The sequence below is a fragment of the Flavobacterium zhoui genome (genome assembly GCF_042787235.1).
GTDB lineage: Bacteria > Bacteroidota > Bacteroidia > Flavobacteriales > Flavobacteriaceae > Flavobacterium > Flavobacterium zhoui.
The window spans coordinates 222319-240441 of the sequence record NZ_JBHZPY010000004.1 but is presented as its reverse complement, the minus strand read 5'-3'; the positions used below and the strand labels follow the sequence as shown (position 1 = coordinate 240441).

Below are 18123 nucleotides of genomic sequence, written 5' to 3'. Positions count from 1 at the left end.
GAGATTTCTGGTTACAGCAAATCTAATTCCTAATATTTAATATCTATTTTATAAAAATGAGAGTTACCATTTCACGAAAAGCCCATTTCAATGCGGCACATAGATTATATAGAAAAGATTGGACTTTCGAGCAAAACGATGCTGTTTTTGGCAAATGCAACAATCCCAATTATCATGGACACAATTACGAATTGATTGTAGGTGTAACGGGAGAAATTGACCCGGAGACTGGATTTGTTATGGATGTGAAATTCCTGAGCGAAATTATTAAAGAAGAAGTGGAGGATCAGTTTGATCATAAAAATCTGAATCTGGATGTTCCTGAATTTGAAAATTTAAATCCCACAGCCGAAAATATTGTAGTGGTAATTTGGAATAAAATTAGAAAAAAGATTGACTTGCAATTCGACTTAGAAGTAATTCTGTATGAAACGCCTCGAAATTTTGTAACCTATAAAGGCGAATAATGGAATTGAAAGTAGGAGATAAAATTCCAAATTTTAAAGCAAAAGACAGTAGCGGTACTGATTTTGACAGTCAAACACTTGTTGGTATCAAACCGTTTGTTATTTATTTTTATCCAAAAGACAATACGCCAGGCTGCACCGCTCAAGCCTGCAGTTTTAGGGATCAATACGAAGATTTTAAGGATTTAGGTGCTGAAGTAATAGGTGTCAGCAGCGACAGTGTTGCATCCCATCAGGAATTTACGAGGCTATATAAATTGCCTTTTATTCTATTATCAGACAGTGATGAAAAAATAAAAAAGGTTTTTGGTGTTCCCTCTCGTGTCTTTGGGTTAGTTCCCGGAAGAGTGACTTATGTGGTAGATAAAAATGGAGTTATTCAAATGGTTTTTGATCGTATATTGGCAGCAAAACACATGTTAAAAGCAATGGAAACCATTAAAAAATTAGTATTATAGATTAATAAAATTGTATTACAAATATTTTCTTTTTTTATTTTACTTTACGACTTGTCGAGACTTTACAACGGCTTGTCTTTTTCAATAAGTAAATGAATGACGAATTTGTAAAAACGAGTTTAGATTATGCAAATTTGCAGTACATAAAAAAAGTAACATGAAATTTTATCCATTACAATTTGAGCCCATTCTAAAAGAAAGAATTTGGGGCGGTGAAAAACTAAAAACAGTACTTCATAAACCAATCACATCAAAAATAACCGGTGAAAGCTGGGAGTTATCTACAGTTGAAGGTGATGTCAGTGTAGTAGCTAATGGGGAATGGAAAGGAAAATCATTGACTACTTTGATTGATGACTTTCCGAACGAGATTTTGGGAACGAAAGTTCATGCACGATTTGGTAAGCAGTTTCCGTTACTTTTTAAATACCTGGATGCTCGGGAAGACTTGTCTATTCAAGTTCATCCTAACGATGAATTAGCAAGAAAGAGACATAATTCCTTTGGTAAAACCGAAATGTGGTATGTCATGCAAGCCGATGAGGATGCGAGAATCATAGTTGGTTTCAAAGAGAAATCGAATCCTGCCGAATATTTAGAAAATCTTAAAAATAAAACCCTGCTCTCTCTTCTTGACGATGTAAGAGTAAAAGCAGGAGATGTTTTCTTTTTAGAAACAGGAACGGTTCACGCTATTGGTGCCGGATTAGTGGTTGCCGAGATTCAGCAGACCTCAGATATAACATACCGATTATATGATTTTGACCGTGTAGATGCTCAAGGTAAAACGAGGGAATTGCATGTAGACTTGGCTTTGGAAGCGATTAACTATAATAAGATCGAGACCAAGAAAGAATATTCCCAAAATGCAAACCAATCCAATACAGTAGTGGAATGTCCTTATTTTACAACTAATTTTATTTCTTTGGATGGTGTAATTAGTGCATCTAAATCGGGTGAAACCTTTACCGTTTATATGTGTGTGGAAGGGGCATTTGAAATTATGTACGACAATTCAAAATTACAATATGCAAAAGGAGATACCGTTTTACTGCCTGCTACAATGAATTCATTCGTCCTCAGTGGAAAAGCTTCAATTTTAGAAATTTACATTTCATAGTCGGTAATAGAAAGATAATGTGTACTTTTGCAGACGCAAATTAAAAATCCAAATTAAAAAAGATAAAAATGGCAAACGTTAAAAATTTAAAAAAAGACATCAACTACGTTTTAGGAGATATTATTGAAGCAGTTTACTTGTTCGAAATTTCTACAACTGGAAAACCAACAACAGAAACTAACGCTTTAATTGACGAAGCTATCGCTGCTTTTGACGCTTTGATCACAAAAGTGAACGCAAAAAAGGTAGAAGATAAAAAAGCTCACTTCAAACAAATTAATGTTGAATTGGAACAAACTGCTAATCAATTGATTGCTAAAATCAACGAATTGTAGTCAAAAAAAAAGCAAAAAAAGTTTGAATTTGTTTTGGAAAATAGAAATTCAGGCTTATATTTGCACCCGTAATGAGTCGCCAGCGTAGCTCAGTTGGCTAGAGCAGCTGATTTGTAATCAGCAGGTCGTGGGTTCGAGTCCCTCCGCCGGCTCTTAATAAAACCATCTAACTTTTGTTAGGTGGTTTTTTGTTTTGTAGGAATTTGGTAAAACATGTTGTTTTTACAATTAGGTCACTGCTGTAATAATTTTTTTGTTAAATTTGAATTCTAACTAAAATAAATAAATTATGGAAGAGCATTCAGTTATTGAGAGTTTCGAGATGAAACTAAGTGAGTCTGCAAAAGACTTTTTGAAAGAAACAGCAAAGTGGGCTTATTATTTATCAATCCTTGGTTACATAGGAATTGGTTTTATTATTTTTGCCGCTTTATTTGCCGGGACATTATTCTCAGCTATGGGAAAGATTAATCCTGCCATGGGAGCAATGGGGTCTTCTTTTGGGATAGTAATGGCTTTTGTGTACTTTTTAATTGCAATGCTTTATTTCTTTCCTGTGTATTACTTAAATAAATTTGCCTCAAATGCTAAAGCGGCATTTAGGGACAATAATTCAGAAACACTGGCTGTTTCTTTAATGTATTTAAAATCGCATTACAAGTATATTGGCATTATGACATTAGTTGTTTTCTCGATGTATCTTTTAATGTTTTTAGGAATAATTGTTTCAGGAGTGGCTTTTAATAATGCATAAATCGCTGTTCTGCCCACTGTAACTGATTTAATGAAGATTTCATTTTCACAATTCTTCGATACTATTGTTTATAAAACGCAAAAAAAACCATCTGTTGTAAGAACTAGATGGTTTTTTATTTTTTATGACTGTCCGTTACTAATACCAATGTAATTAATTTTGTCATTTCGACAAAGGAGAAATCATATTAGTTGCTCCAGTTATGTGATTCTTCCTTCCTCAGAATGACAAAAGAACAATTATATTATTTTTGGTTTTTGATTTCGGCAACATATTTAGTCAATTTTTTTCCATAAAGCGATTGCGCCACTTTTGGAGACATTGATTTGCGAATCGTGTCTAGGTATTTAATGTTGATGTCGTAGATCTCTGATAAGGCAATATATGGTGATACCTCATAGTTTCTGTTGTTTATCGCAAAATTGGTGGCAAATAAATACTTTCTTTTGATGTTGGAATCCTGCTTAGCACTTATACTATCAATTTTTTGTGCGTTGTTACTTTTTATGGCATTAAATCGCTGTTCAATTAAAGTAAGTTTTTCGTCGTTGAAACGAGAATTTATTTTTTTATAGTCTTCAAATAAATCGTTGTTTTTTGATCCTGTAATTTTTGCACCAGAAAGATATCCTTCTAAACTGGTTTCAATGTTTATATTTCCAGGTTCAGCAAAAAACGAAAGGTTGTTGTCTAATGAATTGCTCACTCCTCGATCTAGAAACAAATACAGCATTTCAGGAGATTTTAGGTCTAAGTCACTTTCAAAAGCAGAACTTCCATCGATATTTATTGTGTCTATAGCCACTAGAGTAGTGTCTACAATTCTTTGGATGTATAGTGTTCCTTTTTTTAATCCTTTTATATTTCCTGTAATATGCAAATTAGATTTTGATTCGTTTTTGTTACAAGAGGACAATAGTGCAAGCGTAACAAATGCAATAATAGATTTTTTCATGTGAAGTTATTAATATTTATTTTTTTTGGAACATAGCATCGCCATTTTTTATGAATCATGGCAATTTCATTGCTGTTTATATTTTTCGCAAAATAAAGAAAATTGTTGGAATGATTTGGCAACAGGTATAAATTTTACAAAAAAAATCCCAATCTATTTCTAAATTGGGATTTGATCAATTTTTAAAAAGGATTATCCTTTAAACCAAGCTTCTTTCAATTTGGTTTTGCTGGAATCCGTTGCTTTAAGGCTGGCTTTTTCTTCATAAGGAAGTTTTACTTTTCCTTTGATTACTTGTTCTTTGCTATCGCGTTTTATTTTTACCGTAATTGCATCGTTCTCTTTCCAAGTTTGACTTGCGCCAATCATATCGTAAATATTGTCCAGATTGTATGACTTTTCATTAATTGCCATCAAGACGTCTCCACCTTTAAGACCTAAGTTTTTGTAAAATTCGTTTAGTTCTATATTAGGAAGCACGATTATTTCTTTAGTCTCTTGATTTACGGTTATGTAGGGAGATTGTCCTTTTAAGAAAACGTTACCGGCTACTTTTTCAGTTGAATTTGTAACACCAACTTTTGCCAGATACGTTGCGTAAGGAATTGGAGTTGTTCCCGAAACATAAGTCGTTAAAAAAGTTCCAACTTCAGGATACGTTAATGACGTAATTTTCGCAAAAAGCTCCTCGTCATTAAATGGTTTAGTAGGACCATATTCATTTGATAATTTTTGCATCAAATCAAGGATTCCTCTTTCGCCGTTGCTTTTTTCGCGAATGATGATATCCAAGCACATGCCAATAAGTGCCCCTTTTTCATATACGTTTAAGTATTGGTCTTTGTACGGTTTTGTCAATACATTAGCACTCATAACGGTAAATGACATGGTATCATTCAACGTATTTGCGCGGGCAATTTTTTCGGCCATACGGGTGTAAAACTCCTCTTCGGTGATTAGTCCTTGGTTTATTTGGAAAAGATTCGCGAAATATTCCGTTACTCCTTCGTACATCCATAAATGTTGAGACATTTTTGGAGCATTATAATCAAAATATTGAATCTCTTTAGAATGGATTGATAAAGGCGTCACAATATGAAAAAATTCATGCGAAACAACATCTTTCATAGATTTTACTAACTCGTCTTTTGGCATTAGCTCGGGCAATACTACTGTTGTTGCTGTAGGATGTTCTAATGCTCCAAATCCTTTAGCATCATTTTCCTGCATGGAAGACAGGTATAACAAAACACTATATTTTTTAGTTGCATTTATTTTGCCTAGAAAATTCTTTTGAGCGGTCATCATTGTTTTCATCTCCGGTGTAATACTTTCAGCGGTATACTTACCTGTAGGAGAATAAACGCCGATCAAAATTTCCATTCCATCAACTGTAAAAGTGGTGTAATCCGGTTTAGCATACATGATTGGGTTTTCAACCAATTCAGCATAACGTGAAGTTACAAATGTATCAGATGTGGCGCTGGCATCTTGGTCCGTCATAGACGTAGCTCCCCAAAGTGTTGCCGGATGTGAAATAGTTACTTTATAAGGCGTGGACATATAATTTGTAAAATAACCCACAAAACAGTGTGTGTTAAGCATTACGTTTTTGCCGGCGTCAATATTAGAACCTGCAGGTGAAAAAATTTCATCATCTCCAAATTTTTTCCCCGTTTCGGTATCGAATGAGTCGTTTACTAAATAAGTAATCTTGTCTAAAGTCTTTGCATTTGCAATTGACCAAGAATTAACATCAATTTTCTTTACCGTCAGTAGATTTCCTTTGGCGTCATACGCTTTTAGATCGTCGATATATCTACCGTAGTTGTCTTCGGAGTACGTTCCTGGAACTGTTTTTGGAATGTGATACGTAATTTCATCCTCATAAATTGTTGGAGCATTGACAGTTACCATGACTTTATCGTCCTTAATGTCAATCAGGTTAATACTTACTGAAACGTCTTTTTTTATCGTAGAAGAAACAGAAGTGCTTGCTGTTTTGCAGCTCCAAAGTACAGAAGCGAAGGCAAAAGCGAAGATTATTTTTTTCATTGTTATATGTTTTAGCAATTAGTCTTTTTTCTGAAGAATTGTTACGGCTTATAATGATTTTATAAAAAGATTTATTGCGGTCACTAATTTTTCGGTTACAGCTAAATTTGGATCAGAGTACGATTTCATATTTTCGGCATCATCTCCCTTTATTTCTTTGAAAATGTGATTCATGTTCTCAATAATTTCCAGTTTTGCTTCGGGTTTTGCTTTTTTTAATAGTTCCGCTTCCGAAACGGTCACCTGTAAATCTTTAGTTCCATTGATAAGCAGCACAGGTATTATCAATTTTTTAATTTCGTTTTGTGGATTGTATTTTATCCATGAAATCATATAAGGTTGAACACTTTCTCTAAAAAGGGAGGCTAGCATTTTATTTTTTAATTCGAATGTTTGTCCGCTTTTAAGGATTTCCAAATCTTTTTGGACTTCTTCTTTTAGAAAAGGAGCTTGTTTTTCTATTTGTTCTACTAAAACAGCATCAATAGTTCGTCCGGCTCCAGCCAATGAGATAAAGGCGTCAGTGCTTTCGGTAGCGGCAAGCATTCCTATCAATGAACCTTCGCTATGACCGGCAACAATTATTTTGTTGTATTTTTTTTGATTTTTAAAGAAACGAATAACTTCTTTGGCATCGTTGATGAAGTCATCAAAGGAAAGTGTTGCCTCATTCACCGTTCCTGCCGCTATTTGCGCAATAATCCTTTTGTCATAAGAAAAAACGGCCTGATTATTCTTGGATAATTCTTCTGATAGATATTTTAAAGAATTGTTGGTCATTCCTTTTTGATTACCGTCCCTGTCAGTGGGACCGGATCCAGCAATCAGAATAACGAGATTTGTTTTTTTAGTCTCTTTTAATGGAGAATACAATGTTCCTTTTAGTAAAGGATTGATTGTTATTTCTTTTTTGTTGACAGCAGTTAAATCTGTTTTTTCCTGAGAAAAACCCAAGTTTGAAAGCAAAAATAAGAAAGCGAATATTGATTTTTTCATTTTATTTAGTGTTTAATAAGCTCATTGTTTCTTCCGGATTTTCAACTTCGATAATTAGTTTATTGTAATAGGAATCTTTGAGTTCTACAATAATTGCATTTTTTTTATTGCAAACATCCCAAAAATTGCGTTTTCCTTTTTTTATATAAGTTCCAGCAGTAATAACCCATGGTAATTGGGTACCTGGAATTTTCCAACCGATCCAGAAGGTAAATTCATCGTTGCTTTGATAAGCTCGGACTATTTTATCTTTTGGTACTTTAATTTTATTTTCGAAAGCCCAAAATTTATGGCTTCGGAGAATGTCAAAAATAAATTCGTTTTCGTTTGATGTTACTGAAACCATTATAAGGTTGTTAAAAGTTAGTTGGCATAAAAACAAAAACTCCCGAATATCAGGAGTTTTATTTTTTAGTCTAATTTGTTTTTTATATAATATTTGCCGTCCAAATCTTCATCAAAATCATCAATTTTAACGGGTTTTGGTTTAGGTTTATTTGCAGTAGCTTTCTTTTTCCACATTTCAAATTTTTCTGCTGGCATCTTCTTTTTCATGATCTCTAAAACCTCTTTTTCTACCAAACCAAATTCTTTTTTGATGATTTCAAAAGGATTTTTCTCTTCAAGGGCCATTGTAACAAGTTTTTCTGTTTGTTCCCAGTTCAATTCTTTGCGGTTACTCTTTTTCATCACGTGAAAATTAATTCAAATAGGTGTTAATGATTACTGAATTTGATTTCAAATTCTTTACCAATATTAAGAAAAAAAATAATTACTTCTTGTCAAAAGCGTATTTTTTTTATTCTTTTTAACTCTTTTCTGTTTTGTGCGGTTTTTGAAACGGTATTTTCAATAAATTTTTCAAATTATTATGTTCTTCTGGCTGTGGATGTGTATCTATTCCATAAATAATTTCTTCTTTTGGTAGTGTCATATAAGTGCCAAAAAGACGGTCCCAAACAGAAAATATATTTCCGTAATTGCTGTCTGTATACGGTAAAACATGATGATGGTGCACTTTATGCATGTCTGGGGATACAATAAAATAACTCAGGATTGTATCTAATTTTTTAGGAATTGAGATGTTGGCATGATTAAATTGTGTGGCTACTACCGATAAAGTTTGGTACAGGAAAACCATCCACATGGGGCTTCCCACAAGTAAAACACCCAAAGTTGTAAATGTAAATCGAATAACACTCTCGCCTGGATGATGCCTGTTAGCCGATGTTGTATCGATCCAGGTATCCGTATGGTGAATCAGATGAAAACGCCATAAAAATTTAGTTTTGTGTTCAACTAAATGCACCAAATAAGCACCAATTAAATCCAATAAAAGCAATCCAATTAAGGCATATAGCCATAAAGGCATTTGCGGCAACCATTGTAAAATTCCAAAATGATTTGCAATAGTCCAATCTGCTGTTTGTAGTAAAATGAAAGCCAGAAAGAAATTTATAATAATGGTTGTCAGCGTTAAAAAAATATTAATACTCGCATGATGCCATTTTTTATAAGTAAAATTAAAAAGTGGAAAAGCATTTTCGATTAACCAAAAAATGGTAATACCGCTAACCAGAATCAAACTTCGGTGCGCGGAAGGAATCGTGGAAAAATAAGAAACAATATCATTCATAATTCGATTATTTATTCCAAAGCTAATAATTTTTTATGACTGTCCGCTAAACGGATCATGATTATTTTTTACTATCATAAACAAGGAGATAAAGAGATAATGAGTCAATGTTGTTAAAAATCTTAAAAAAAATACTGAATGTAGTGAATGCCGTTTGATATCTTTATTTAAAAAAACGCTAAACCTCATTGTTAAAACAGAATAAAGCCAGTATCTCTTAGCCTCTTAATCTCATTGTTTAAAAATTATAATGTTTTCTTGGAAAGAAAATTATTTGATTACACGAAATGTCAAATTTATTCTGGGACCTATGGGTTTAGCGGTTTTAGGGATTTGATGTTTCCAGAAATGCTGCGTCATTCCTTTCATTAACAATAAACTGCCGTGTTCCAACAGAATACTTTTTTTTTGGTCTTTATCGGAATTATGCTTCAACTGGAAAGTACGCTCGGCACCAAAACTAATTGAAGCAATTATCGGGTTTGTTCCTAATTCTTTTTCGTTATCTGCATGCCAGCCATTACTGTCTTTTCCGTCGCGATACTTATTGAGTAAAACAGTGGTGAAAATAGTATCAGAGACATGTTCTACTTGTGATTTTATCTTTTGCAAAAGTGAATTCCAAGGGTGCGGTTGCATTTTTATATTCGAATAGGAGTACGGTTTTCCTTCATTGCCAAATAACGCTGTTAATCGGGGTTGCGGATGTTTCTTTCCGTAAACGGTAATCTCATCCTGTTGCCAAGGAATTTCATTGATCAACTCCGCATAAATCGAGTTGGCTTCTTCTTTGTTGAAAAAATTAGGATAGTAAATGACCTCTGCGTCAGGCAAATTAAGGAAAACTGGGTCAGTGTCGAATAGCGATTTCAATTTTTTAGGTATAAAGATAAGCCCAGTAAATCAACCCTAATTGTAAAGGCATTCGCAATAGCAAAGCCCATTTCGGCATACCCATTCTCGCTTTTTCGTTGAAATACATGTAGAGATGTGCTGGAAAAATAGCAATTAACAAGGCGATAACTCCCCATGCAGCATAACTGGAAAGTAACGGAATACAGAGTGTAATACCTAAAATTATTTCAGTTAATCCGCTTATGGAATTCAAAAGTTTTGGATTTGGAAAATAAGAAGGAATGATTTTAAGATACAGTCTTGGATTTCTGAAATGGTTTAATCCTGCGATAAAGTAAATAAATGCCATTGCATATAAATGCCAAGGTAAATTCATCATATAGTTTTGTTACGAATTTAGAAAAAAATCATTGTACTTGGTTATTTTATTTAAAATAGGAATTATGATTTCTTCTTGAAGTTCACATTCATAATTATAATGGCCAAAATAATTAAGACTATTCCAAACCATTGTACTGTATTTACATTTTCGTTTAGAAGAAAATAAGCCATCATAACAGACACAGGAAGTTCCAGCGCAGAGACAATACTTCCCAATCCAATTCCGGTTAACGGAAAACCGGCGTTAAATAGCAAAGGAGGAATAACAGTTCCAAAAAGTGCCAAAACGATTCCCCATTTCATAAAAATCTCAAAATTGAAAGGGGTAGTTTGTGTTGCAATCGCAAATCCAAATATAATTACGGCTCCACCCAATAGCATATACAAACTGCGTTGCGCTGAGGAAACGTGAGTTGCCACACGATTAGCGGTAAACATTGTGGTGGTAAAGGAAGCTGCTGCCAAAAGCCCTAAAACAATACCGTGCCAGTCTAATTCTATTTTACTCTGAATAAGATTCGTAGCAAGTGCTGTTCCAATTAATACGATAGCAACTGATATAATTTTTTGAGTTGAAGGTCTTTTCTTTTCTAAAATCATTTCGAATAAAACGCCCATCCAAACGGTTTGCATCAATAAAACAATAGCAATGGAAACGGGAATGTATTTTACGGCCAAATAATAAAAAATACTCGTCATTCCTAAGGAAGTTCCGGCCAGCATTAACTGACCAATGTTTTTCTTGGATGCTTTTACTACCTCGTTTCCTTTTTTCGCTTTTTGAAAGACATTGATAAGCAATAGGCCAAGTAGTCCATATACAAATTGTGCGGTTGTTACTTCGGGTGTGGTAAAACCTTCGCCATAAGCCATCTTTACAAAAGTTGCCAGCATCCCATAACTTGTTGCACCCAGTCCTACTAAGAAAACTCCTTTTAATACGTTATTTTTTGTCATTTTTTAATTTTAAAAAGCGGGCAAAGATAGGTTTTAAGATTTAAGATTTGTCTTTAAAAACAGAAGAATATAAGTTTTAAATAGACGGATTTTTATTTCACTTCTTTCTCTATTAAATCACTCAAATGCAGACGAAGTGCATCAACCGAAATGTTAATTTCCCAAAATGACAGACCCAACGAAATAAGTAAACTCAGTAAACTCAGTCCAAAAAAATAAATGCCAAATAATTGTTGCTCCAGAAATAGCATCATCATGGCAAAAACGGATAAAAATAAACTCAGAACGCCAGCCATTTGCATATAGCGAATAAGTGTCAGACGCAAGTTGAGGTTTTTTATTTCCAGTAAAATCATCTTGTTTTCTTTCTCTTTGTATGTTTTTTTCAATCCCCTGACTATTGTGGCAACGGTCAAAAACCGGTTTGTGTAGGCCAATAAAATTAGCGAGGTAGCCGAGAAAAGCAGGGCGGGAGTTTCAATATGTAAAGTCATTTGCTGTTGAATTAAAATTTATATAAAAAAAAACCATTGTTTCAATTCGTTTTTATGTTGCGGATTGTTAAAAATAGGATTGTCTTAATATTAAAACAAAAGTAAATAACATCCTGCTAATAGGAATATCCCAATCCGGAAATTTTTAAATATGGGAATGGATTATTGGTATGCGTGGTCATTTTGTCAAAATTAGCACTGCTATCGCAAATTAATTTAGTGAATACTAACCATGATTGAAATTATAGGCAGATTTGTATTAAATTTACTATTTGAATTTTAAATCATGCTACAAAAAAGAAGACAACAGGCCAAAAATATATTGAATCATCAGATAAAAGATATAGGAACATTTATGAGCGGTATTTATGCCCTAATAATTGGTTCGGTTCTATTGACTGTAGATTATAATATTTATTTTGGATTAAATTTAAATATCAATGAAGTTGAAATTTACAGTAGGCTGATTTCTGTTACCAATGTTTTAATTTCCATTCTTATCGGAATTTCGCTAACTACTTTTTCGGTGATTTTTGTGGTTATGCAATTGGCATCTTCTCAGTTTTCGCCAAGAATTTTAAGACATTTTTTGTCAAATGATATTAAAATGCAAAAATTTATCGGATTATTTGTGGGTACTATTTCCTTGTGCGTTTTACCTCAGTTAGCATCCGTTTTTTTTTATAAAACTCCTTTTCTTTTGACACTTTCTGTGGGCTCTCTTCTTGCATTTTATTGTTTGACATGGTCTTATCCTACTATGATTACCTATTTAAGTGTAAATATGAATGTCTCCAGTATAACGAATCGAATAAAAACGGAAATGATTGGAGAAATCAATGTGTTGTATCAAGAAAATTGGAGTATTGGAAAAAAATTACTTTATAAAAGGTCAAAAATAAACCCAGATAAATTTCAGATAAAGATTGTAAGTCCATTTGAAACGGGCTATCTGGATAGTGTTAATTATAAAAAACTAGAAAGATTAAGCGCATATATTCTTAATTCTGATGTGGGGCTGCAATTTGAAAATGCCTATCAAAAACCTATTGTAGGGGAGTTTATTATGAAAGACACCACCACGCTCTTAGTATTAGTTTTTAGTGAAGAAATTAAACCCAGTCAGGTCATTAGTTTAAAAAAAGAAGTCGGAGTGATTGTTAGAGATGCTTTTAGGGTTGAGCTGTTTAGAAGCCATACTCAAGATGTAAATTTTGGGGTCAGAAAATTGGTTGATATTGCCATAAAAGCCATTTCTCCTGCGGTTAATGACCCAACGACCTGTTTGAATTGTATCGATCAGATAGGGGAAATTGCAAAAGAATTAGCAATAAGAGAATTCCCTTCTACGGATTCCAGAACTTTGGGATCAAAAAAAATTCAAGTAAATGAATTTAATTTTGAAGAATTTATTGACTTTTGTTATGATCAGATTTTTCAATGGGGAAAAGAGGATCCAACTGTGGTAAAAAGGATTATTAGATCAATCCGGATTATTTTACCGTTAGTTGAAAATCCTTTCAATTTAAAGATCTTGATACAACAAGTAGAGGAAATGGATTTGCTTGAGATTTATAACTTGTCGAATTACAAAAATGGAAAGCTGAAGATATCAAAAGAAAAATTAGTTACTGTAGAGATAGAATTATCCAAATTTAGACAAAAAGCAAAACTACAAATTAAAGTACTGGAGTTAAAAGGAGTACTTGATCATTATGAAGCGAATCATTATTCGGACAATTTAGAAATTACAAATGCGGAAATCGCGGCCATTAAATATCTAACAGCCTACAAAATTTTTGATGAATCCGTTTATGAAAATGGAAATGAATTAACATAAAAAAAACAAGGCCGCAGTATCAATTTGGAAAGTCTTCTTCTTGCAAGCTTCTATTTGTTCTTTATATGTTAATCGCATTATTGTTTAATCCAATTAAATTTTTCCTCGATAATTCTTGTTTTTTCTTCTTGAATAAATTTTAAATATGCGTTGGCTACAGGTGAAAATTTCTTGCCTTTCAGCCAGATTAAATTCCAGTTGGATTGAATTGGTAAGCCCTTTACCGGAATGATTTGTAAATCGCCGTTATTGAGTTCGTTTTTTATCCCAATCAGTGGCATAATAGAACATCCAAGGCCAGCCAGTACTGCTTGTTTTACGGCTTCGTTTCCGGTTAGCACCATTTTTTTTTGAACAGTTAGTTGATTGTTCTCTATAAATTTTTCTATCACATATCTTGTTCCAGAGCCTTGCTCGCGATAGATTATTGGTAAGGTTTCAATAATTTTTTTATCCTGAATTCCACTCTCTATTTTTTGATCAATGTTAGCAACTAGGAAAAGTGCATTAGGCATAAGTTCTACTTTTTCTATTTGGATGGTTTCTGGTAAAACGGAAACTAACGAAAAATCTACTTCATTTTTTTCTAAATTTTTCAAGACTTTAGTTTTATTGGTGACATCAAGGCTTAATTCGACACCTTCATTTTGTTTTAGAAAATCAGTTAAAAAATAAGGGATGACATATTTACCAGTTGACACCACGGAAATTTTCAGCCGTCCCGATAGTCGTCCTTTGAATGCCATCGTTCTATAATTGATAGCATGTACTTCGTTTAGAATTTTTTCAGCCGCTATAGCAATTTCTTTTCCAAAATCGGTCACATATAGTTTTCTTCCGATAACTTCTGTAAGCGGGACATCAAATTGCTCTTGAAAATTTTTTAATTGGATGGATACAGCAGGTTGTGTAAGGTGCAATTCCATAGCCGCCTTAGTGATGCTCTTGTTTTGGGTTATTTTTAAAAAAACCTGTAGTTGGTGGAGGGTATAGTTCATAAATAATTTTTATGTAAAGTATAACAAAGATAAATAAAAATTTATGTTTTTGCCGTTTTATCTTTGTAAAAAATAAATAAATAAAAAATGATGCAAAGAATAACAATAGCAAAAGGCGACGGTAAAGGTCCTGAAATAGTGGATGCTACTCTAAAAAACAGTAAAGTAGTAGGTACACTAACAAATTTAAATGAAGTTGACGCAGATGAAAAAATTAGTTTACTCGTTGGGGCGATTTGGCTAATTTGTGGGATAGTATTTACCGTCTTGGAACCTAATAATATCTTTTTCACCTTGTTTTTAGGTCTAGGAATATTTTTCAGTGTGTACGCACTAACGAAAACTCAAAAATTTTAATAAAAGTGCTATGGAAAAAGAATATCAATTTAAGCTAATTGAAGGTCAGTTTGCACCATCAGAAGCGGGTAAGGTGCTGTTTTCTTTAATAAACAGTAAGATCAACTATCATAATTTGGAAATATTTAGTAATCAAATTCGGTTTGATGAGGAGAATCCACATTCAAAAATAAGAATTAAGACTCTTTCAGATGCTGCTGAATATATTAAAGAACTCATCAAAGAAGGTTCTTTAAAGGATATGGATCTAAAAATCGACGGTGTAATTCAAATTGTACTCCTACCAAAAGTCAAAACAGAATTAGATGTTTAAAGACAGGAAATTGCTTATTGCAACTAAACATCACAAAGAGCAGGTGATTGCTCCAATTTTTGAAAAAGGTTTAGGTGTTCACTGTTTTGTGCCTGATAATTATGATTCGGATATTTTTGGTACTTTTTCAGGAGAAGTGGAGCGAAAAAACACGGCAGTGGAAACTGTCAGGGCTAAATGTTTGGCAGCAATGGAGGAATTTGATTGCGATCTGGGTATAGCCAGCGAAGGTTCCTTTGGGTCACATCCTTCTATTTTTTTTGCGCAGGCCGATGATGAGTTTTTAATTTTCATCGATAAAAAAAACGACTTAGAAATCATTGCCAGAGAACTCAGTTTGGAGACTAATTTTTATGGAGCAGCAATCAGTACCAAAGAAATGCTTATTGATTTTGCCGGTAGAGTTCAATTCCCGTCACACGCCATAATTTTGAGAAGCAAGCCGGACGACCTTACTGCTATAATTAAAGGGATTACCACAACGAGCCATTTGGAGGAATCTTTCGAACACTTAAGGAGCGTTTATGGGAGTGTTTATGCTGAAACCGATATGCGTGCGCTGTATAATCCCACCCGGATGGGCGTGATAAAAATAGCGGCAAAAAAACTATTGGAAACGATAAAAACAACTTGTCCAAGCTGTAAAACACCTGGTTTTTGTGTTACAGATGTGGTACAGGGCTTGCCTTGTTCGTGGTGTTCAGCGCCCACTCGTTCTACATTGAGTTTTATTTATAGCTGCAAGAAGTGCTCTTTTAGTGCAGAAAAAATGCATCCACATCAAAAAATAACCGAAGAACCAGGATTTTGTGATTTTTGTAACCCTTAAAATATGAGTATAGTTAGTAATTCGATTCCAAAAGCTGTTGCCCTTTTAAATAAGGATGAGATTATCGGTATTCCTACCGAAACGGTTTATGGTTTAGCCGGTAATATTTACAGTGTAAAAGCCATTCAAAATATTTTTGCAATGAAACAAAGGCCTTCCTTCAATCCTTTAATTGTTCACATTAAGTCGGTAAATGACTTGTCTGAAATAGCAAGAGACATTCCTGAAAAAGCGTTGTTGCTGGCAGCTGCTTTTTGGCCCGGACCTTTAACTTTAGTATTAAAAAAACAACCTTGTATTTCAGATCTAGTCACTGGAGGCAAAGACACTGTAGCGGTCAGAGTTCCGAATCACACATTGACCTTAGCCCTATTGGATCAGTTAGCCTATCCTTTAGCGGCTCCAAGTGCTAATCCTTTTGGTTGTATCAGCCCTACTATGGCAGCACATGTAGCGCGCTATTTTGAAGAGGTGTTACCAATGGTCTTGGATGGGGGAGCTTGTCATAGGGGAATAGAATCCACCATCATAGGATTTGAAAATGGAGAGCCTGTTCTATATCGTTTGGGTTCTTTGGCTACAGAGGATATTGAAGCAATTGTAGGGTCGGTAAAAATGATTACACATGATGATCTCGCTCCAGCGGCACCTGGGATGTTTTCCAGACATTATGCACCCTTGACTACGACTTTTTTGACAACTGATGTTAAGGAGAAGCTGAAGACGTTTCCGTATCAAAAAATAGGAGTTATAGTATTCCAAAAAGGGATTGATGATCCAAAAATTGTGCAACAGGAAATTTTATCTTCAACAGGAAATTTAGCAGAAGCAGCTTCGCAATTGTATGCTGCTTTGCATCGATTGGATAACTGCCATCTTGACTGCATTATAGCAGAACGATTTCCAGATGTTGGCTTAGGCAAAACAATAAACGATCGTTTAAAAAGAGCCACAAAAAAATAAAATATGGATATTATTATAAGAAATGCAACTGTAGTTAACGAAGGTCAAATACGTGTTTTAGATGTGTTAATATCAGCAGAAAGAATTGAAAAGATAGCTCCATCGATTGTCGTAAATCCAGCTAAAAAAATCATCGAAATTGACGCAACTGGACTTTATCTGTTACCCGGTGTGATTGATGATCAAGTTCATTTTAGAGATCCTGGACTGACCCATAAAGGCACCCTTTTTACGGAATCTGTGGCAGCTGTGGCTGGTGGCATCACCTCCTTTATGGATATGCCCAACACGATTCCCAACACGCTGACTCAAGACTTATTAGAAGAAAAATACACGATGGCGGCTGAGAAATCAATTGCTAATTATTCGTTTTTTATGGGTATTTCAAAAAATAACTTGGAAGAAGCTTTAAAAACAAATACCGAAAATGTATGTGGAATTACGGATGATGGGCTTTATTTTAATAATGATGAGGGGATTTTAGCCAATTATCCGGAATTTTTGGAGCAACTTTTTTCAAGAACCGACACCTTGGTAGCTTTGCACAGCGAAGATGATTCACTGATAAAAAAGAACACGGAGGATTATAAACGTCTCTATGGAGCTGAAATTCCTTTTTTTTATCATTCTCTAATTCGTGATGAGGAAGTTTGCCTAAAAGCTACCAAGAGAGTAATTTCTATTGCTGAAAAATACCATACTCGTTTACATTTATTTCACATTTCAACTTTGGCGGAAGCCAAATTATTCGATAATAAAATGCCAATTAGAGAAAAGCGAATCACAGCTGAAGCTTGTGTGCATCATCTTTGGTTTTCAGACGCCGATTATAATACGTTGGGTTCCAAGATTAAATGGAATCCCTCCATTAAAACAGAGCAAGATAGAAAAGGTTTAATGCAGTACCTACTAAATAATTCAATAGATATTATTGCTACGGATCATGCTCCTCATACAGTAGAGGAAAAATCAGGGAATTATTTTCAGGCACATTCAGGCGGACCTTTAGTGCAGCATGCTCTTTTAGCAATGTTAGAATTATTTCATCGCGGGGAGATTCCTTTGGAGAAAGTAGTGGAAAAAATGAGCCATAATGTAGCCGAAATATATAGAATAAAAGAACGAGGCTATATACGGGAGGGATATTTTGCCGATTTAGTTTTAGTTGATTTAAATAAGCAACAGGAAGTAACTGCAAATTCTATTTTATACAAATGCAAGTGGTCTCCTTTTTTAGGACAGGTTTTTACAAGCAGTATCAATTCTACTTTTGTTAATGGAAATTTAGTGTATGATAATGGACTTGTAAAGACGCATGTTAAAGGAAAAAGATTACGATTTGAAAAGATAAGATAATCAA

General features: G+C 34.0%; 22 protein-coding genes and 1 tRNA gene. 12 read left to right on the top strand and 11 right to left on the bottom strand.

Annotated features, from left to right (window positions below; genetic code table 11):
• Positions 1-56: 56 nt before the first annotated feature.
• The 6 genes from ACFX5F_RS07100 (at position 57) to ACFX5F_RS07075 (ending at position 3134) form a co-directional block, all read left to right on the top strand.
• Entirely contained in the window at positions 57-467 is a 411-nt protein-coding gene (locus ACFX5F_RS07100; RefSeq protein ID WP_379851257.1) for a 6-pyruvoyl trahydropterin synthase family protein, read from the top strand.
• The gene (locus ACFX5F_RS07095; protein ID WP_379851255.1) at positions 467-925 is read left to right on the top strand and encodes a peroxiredoxin; all 459 of its coding nucleotides are present in this window, start codon (positions 467-469) and stop codon (positions 923-925) included. Before ACFX5F_RS07100 ends, ACFX5F_RS07095 begins: the two co-directional genes overlap by 1 nt.
• A 157-nt stretch (positions 926-1082) precedes the next feature.
• Positions 1083-2045: a type I phosphomannose isomerase catalytic subunit gene (locus ACFX5F_RS07090; protein WP_379851253.1), complete on the top strand. Its 963-nt coding sequence runs from the start codon at positions 1083-1085 to the stop codon at positions 2043-2045.
• 68 nt (positions 2046-2113) lie between these two features.
• On the top strand, positions 2114-2380 hold the full coding sequence (locus tag ACFX5F_RS07085; protein ID WP_073209770.1) for a hypothetical protein: 267 nt from the start codon (positions 2114-2116) through the stop codon (positions 2378-2380).
• A gap of 78 nt (positions 2381-2458) precedes the next feature.
• A tRNA-Thr gene (locus ACFX5F_RS07080) sits at positions 2459-2532 on the top strand.
• 137 nt (positions 2533-2669) lie between these two features.
• Entirely contained in the window at positions 2670-3134 is a 465-nt protein-coding gene (locus ACFX5F_RS07075) for a hypothetical protein (protein WP_379851251.1), read from the top strand.
• A 244-nt stretch (positions 3135-3378) separates the two neighbouring features.
• Here ACFX5F_RS07075 and ACFX5F_RS07070 read toward each other — a convergent pair whose 3' ends face one another.
• The 10 genes from ACFX5F_RS07070 to ACFX5F_RS07025 form a co-directional block, all read right to left on the bottom strand.
• Positions 3379-4089: a DUF4369 domain-containing protein gene (locus tag ACFX5F_RS07070; protein WP_379851249.1), complete on the bottom strand. Its 711-nt coding sequence runs from the start codon at positions 4087-4089 to the stop codon at positions 3379-3381.
• Positions 4090-4281: 192 nt separating this feature from the next.
• Positions 4282-6144, bottom strand: coding sequence for a M61 family metallopeptidase (locus ACFX5F_RS07065; RefSeq protein ID WP_379851247.1), 1863 nt, complete (start codon positions 6142-6144; stop codon positions 4282-4284).
• Between the two features lie 48 nt (positions 6145-6192).
• The gene (locus ACFX5F_RS07060) at positions 6193-7140 is read right to left on the bottom strand and encodes an alpha/beta hydrolase (protein WP_379851246.1); all 948 of its coding nucleotides are present in this window, start codon (positions 7138-7140) and stop codon (positions 6193-6195) included.
• Between the two features lies 1 nt (position 7141).
• A complete protein-coding gene (locus tag ACFX5F_RS07055; RefSeq protein WP_379851244.1) occupies positions 7142-7486 on the bottom strand; it encodes a hypothetical protein in 345 nt (114 codons plus the stop codon).
• 65 nt (positions 7487-7551) lie between these two features.
• On the bottom strand, positions 7552-7830 hold the full coding sequence (locus ACFX5F_RS07050) for a DUF2805 domain-containing protein (RefSeq protein ID WP_073210045.1): 279 nt from the start codon (positions 7828-7830) through the stop codon (positions 7552-7554).
• Positions 7831-7948: 118 nt separating this feature from the next.
• Positions 7949-8776, bottom strand: coding sequence for a sterol desaturase family protein (locus ACFX5F_RS07045; protein WP_379851242.1), 828 nt, complete (start codon positions 8774-8776; stop codon positions 7949-7951).
• A gap of 270 nt (positions 8777-9046) precedes the next feature.
• Complete coding sequence (locus tag ACFX5F_RS07040) at positions 9047-9649, bottom strand: alpha-ketoglutarate-dependent dioxygenase AlkB family protein (RefSeq protein WP_379851240.1); 603 nt, start codon at positions 9647-9649, stop codon at positions 9047-9049.
• A gap of 4 nt (positions 9650-9653) precedes the next feature.
• Entirely contained in the window at positions 9654-10010 is a 357-nt protein-coding gene (locus ACFX5F_RS07035) for a DoxX family protein (RefSeq protein ID WP_379851239.1), read from the bottom strand.
• A gap of 62 nt (positions 10011-10072) precedes the next feature.
• Positions 10073-10969, bottom strand: a complete 897-nt coding sequence (locus ACFX5F_RS07030) for an EamA family transporter (protein ID WP_379851237.1) — start codon at positions 10967-10969, stop codon at positions 10073-10075.
• A 92-nt stretch (positions 10970-11061) separates the two neighbouring features.
• On the bottom strand, positions 11062-11463 hold the full coding sequence (locus tag ACFX5F_RS07025) for a DUF2721 domain-containing protein (RefSeq protein ID WP_073210054.1): 402 nt from the start codon (positions 11461-11463) through the stop codon (positions 11062-11064).
• Positions 11464-11749: 286 nt separating this feature from the next.
• Between ACFX5F_RS07025 and ACFX5F_RS07020 the strand changes: the two genes are divergently transcribed.
• The gene (locus ACFX5F_RS07020) at positions 11750-13303 is read left to right on the top strand and encodes a DUF2254 family protein (protein WP_379851235.1); all 1554 of its coding nucleotides are present in this window, start codon (positions 11750-11752) and stop codon (positions 13301-13303) included.
• A gap of 77 nt (positions 13304-13380) precedes the next feature.
• Here the strand turns inward: ACFX5F_RS07020 and ACFX5F_RS07015 are convergent, their stop codons facing one another.
• Positions 13381-14301 (bottom strand): LysR family transcriptional regulator, encoded by a 921-nt coding sequence (locus ACFX5F_RS07015; RefSeq protein WP_379851233.1) that lies wholly within the window; start codon positions 14299-14301, stop codon positions 13381-13383.
• Between the two features lie 87 nt (positions 14302-14388).
• On the opposite strand from ACFX5F_RS07015, the gene ACFX5F_RS07010 reads away from it, so the two are divergent.
• From ACFX5F_RS07010 to ACFX5F_RS06990, 5 genes are read left to right on the top strand one after another with little or no spacing between them, the layout of a single operon-like run.
• Positions 14389-14658 (top strand): hypothetical protein, encoded by a 270-nt coding sequence (locus ACFX5F_RS07010; RefSeq protein WP_379851231.1) that lies wholly within the window; start codon positions 14389-14391, stop codon positions 14656-14658.
• Between the two features lie 10 nt (positions 14659-14668).
• Entirely contained in the window at positions 14669-14971 is a 303-nt protein-coding gene (locus ACFX5F_RS07005) for a hypothetical protein (protein ID WP_379851230.1), read from the top strand.
• On the top strand, positions 14964-15800 hold the full coding sequence (locus ACFX5F_RS07000; RefSeq protein ID WP_379851228.1) for a DUF6671 family protein: 837 nt from the start codon (positions 14964-14966) through the stop codon (positions 15798-15800). Before ACFX5F_RS07005 ends, ACFX5F_RS07000 begins: the two co-directional genes overlap by 8 nt.
• 3 nt (positions 15801-15803) lie before the next feature.
• On the top strand, positions 15804-16763 hold the full coding sequence (locus tag ACFX5F_RS06995) for an L-threonylcarbamoyladenylate synthase (protein WP_379851227.1): 960 nt from the start codon (positions 15804-15806) through the stop codon (positions 16761-16763).
• Between the two features lie 3 nt (positions 16764-16766).
• Positions 16767-18119: a dihydroorotase gene (locus ACFX5F_RS06990; RefSeq protein ID WP_379851225.1), complete on the top strand. Its 1353-nt coding sequence runs from the start codon at positions 16767-16769 to the stop codon at positions 18117-18119.
• Positions 18120-18123: the final 4 nt, after the last annotated feature.

Coding starts and splice junctions, on each gene's coding strand:
- ACFX5F_RS07045 (WP_379851242.1), bottom strand. CDS start 8,776: ATGAATGATATTGTTTCTTATTTTTCCACGATTCCTTCCGCGCACCGA.
- ACFX5F_RS07030 (WP_379851237.1), bottom strand. CDS start 10,969: ATGACAAAAAATAACGTATTAAAAGGAGTTTTCTTAGTAGGACTGGGT.
- ACFX5F_RS07070 (WP_379851249.1), bottom strand. CDS start 4,089: ATGAAAAAATCTATTATTGCATTTGTTACGCTTGCACTATTGTCCTCT.
- ACFX5F_RS07060 (WP_379851246.1), bottom strand. CDS start 7,140: ATGAAAAAATCAATATTCGCTTTCTTATTTTTGCTTTCAAACTTGGGT.
- ACFX5F_RS06990 (WP_379851225.1), top strand. CDS start 16,767: ATGGATATTATTATAAGAAATGCAACTGTAGTTAACGAAGGTCAAATA.
- ACFX5F_RS07020 (WP_379851235.1), top strand. CDS start 11,750: ATGCTACAAAAAAGAAGACAACAGGCCAAAAATATATTGAATCATCAG.
- ACFX5F_RS06995 (WP_379851227.1), top strand. CDS start 15,804: ATGAGTATAGTTAGTAATTCGATTCCAAAAGCTGTTGCCCTTTTAAAT.
- ACFX5F_RS07000 (WP_379851228.1), top strand. CDS start 14,964: ATGTTTAAAGACAGGAAATTGCTTATTGCAACTAAACATCACAAAGAG.
- ACFX5F_RS07005 (WP_379851230.1), top strand. CDS start 14,669: ATGGAAAAAGAATATCAATTTAAGCTAATTGAAGGTCAGTTTGCACCA.
- ACFX5F_RS07050 (WP_073210045.1), bottom strand. CDS start 7,830: ATGAAAAAGAGTAACCGCAAAGAATTGAACTGGGAACAAACAGAAAAA.
- ACFX5F_RS07055 (WP_379851244.1), bottom strand. CDS start 7,486: ATGGTTTCAGTAACATCAAACGAAAACGAATTTATTTTTGACATTCTC.
- ACFX5F_RS07010 (WP_379851231.1), top strand. CDS start 14,389: ATGATGCAAAGAATAACAATAGCAAAAGGCGACGGTAAAGGTCCTGAA.
- ACFX5F_RS07100 (WP_379851257.1), top strand. CDS start 57: ATGAGAGTTACCATTTCACGAAAAGCCCATTTCAATGCGGCACATAGA.
- ACFX5F_RS07090 (WP_379851253.1), top strand. CDS start 1,083: ATGAAATTTTATCCATTACAATTTGAGCCCATTCTAAAAGAAAGAATT.
- ACFX5F_RS07035 (WP_379851239.1), bottom strand. CDS start 10,010: ATGATGAATTTACCTTGGCATTTATATGCAATGGCATTTATTTACTTT.
- ACFX5F_RS07095 (WP_379851255.1), top strand. CDS start 467: ATGGAATTGAAAGTAGGAGATAAAATTCCAAATTTTAAAGCAAAAGAC.
- ACFX5F_RS07075 (WP_379851251.1), top strand. CDS start 2,670: ATGGAAGAGCATTCAGTTATTGAGAGTTTCGAGATGAAACTAAGTGAG.
- ACFX5F_RS07065 (WP_379851247.1), bottom strand. CDS start 6,144: ATGAAAAAAATAATCTTCGCTTTTGCCTTCGCTTCTGTACTTTGGAGC.
- ACFX5F_RS07085 (WP_073209770.1), top strand. CDS start 2,114: ATGGCAAACGTTAAAAATTTAAAAAAAGACATCAACTACGTTTTAGGA.
- ACFX5F_RS07025 (WP_073210054.1), bottom strand. CDS start 11,463: ATGACTTTACATATTGAAACTCCCGCCCTGCTTTTCTCGGCTACCTCG.
- ACFX5F_RS07015 (WP_379851233.1), bottom strand. CDS start 14,301: ATGAACTATACCCTCCACCAACTACAGGTTTTTTTAAAAATAACCCAA.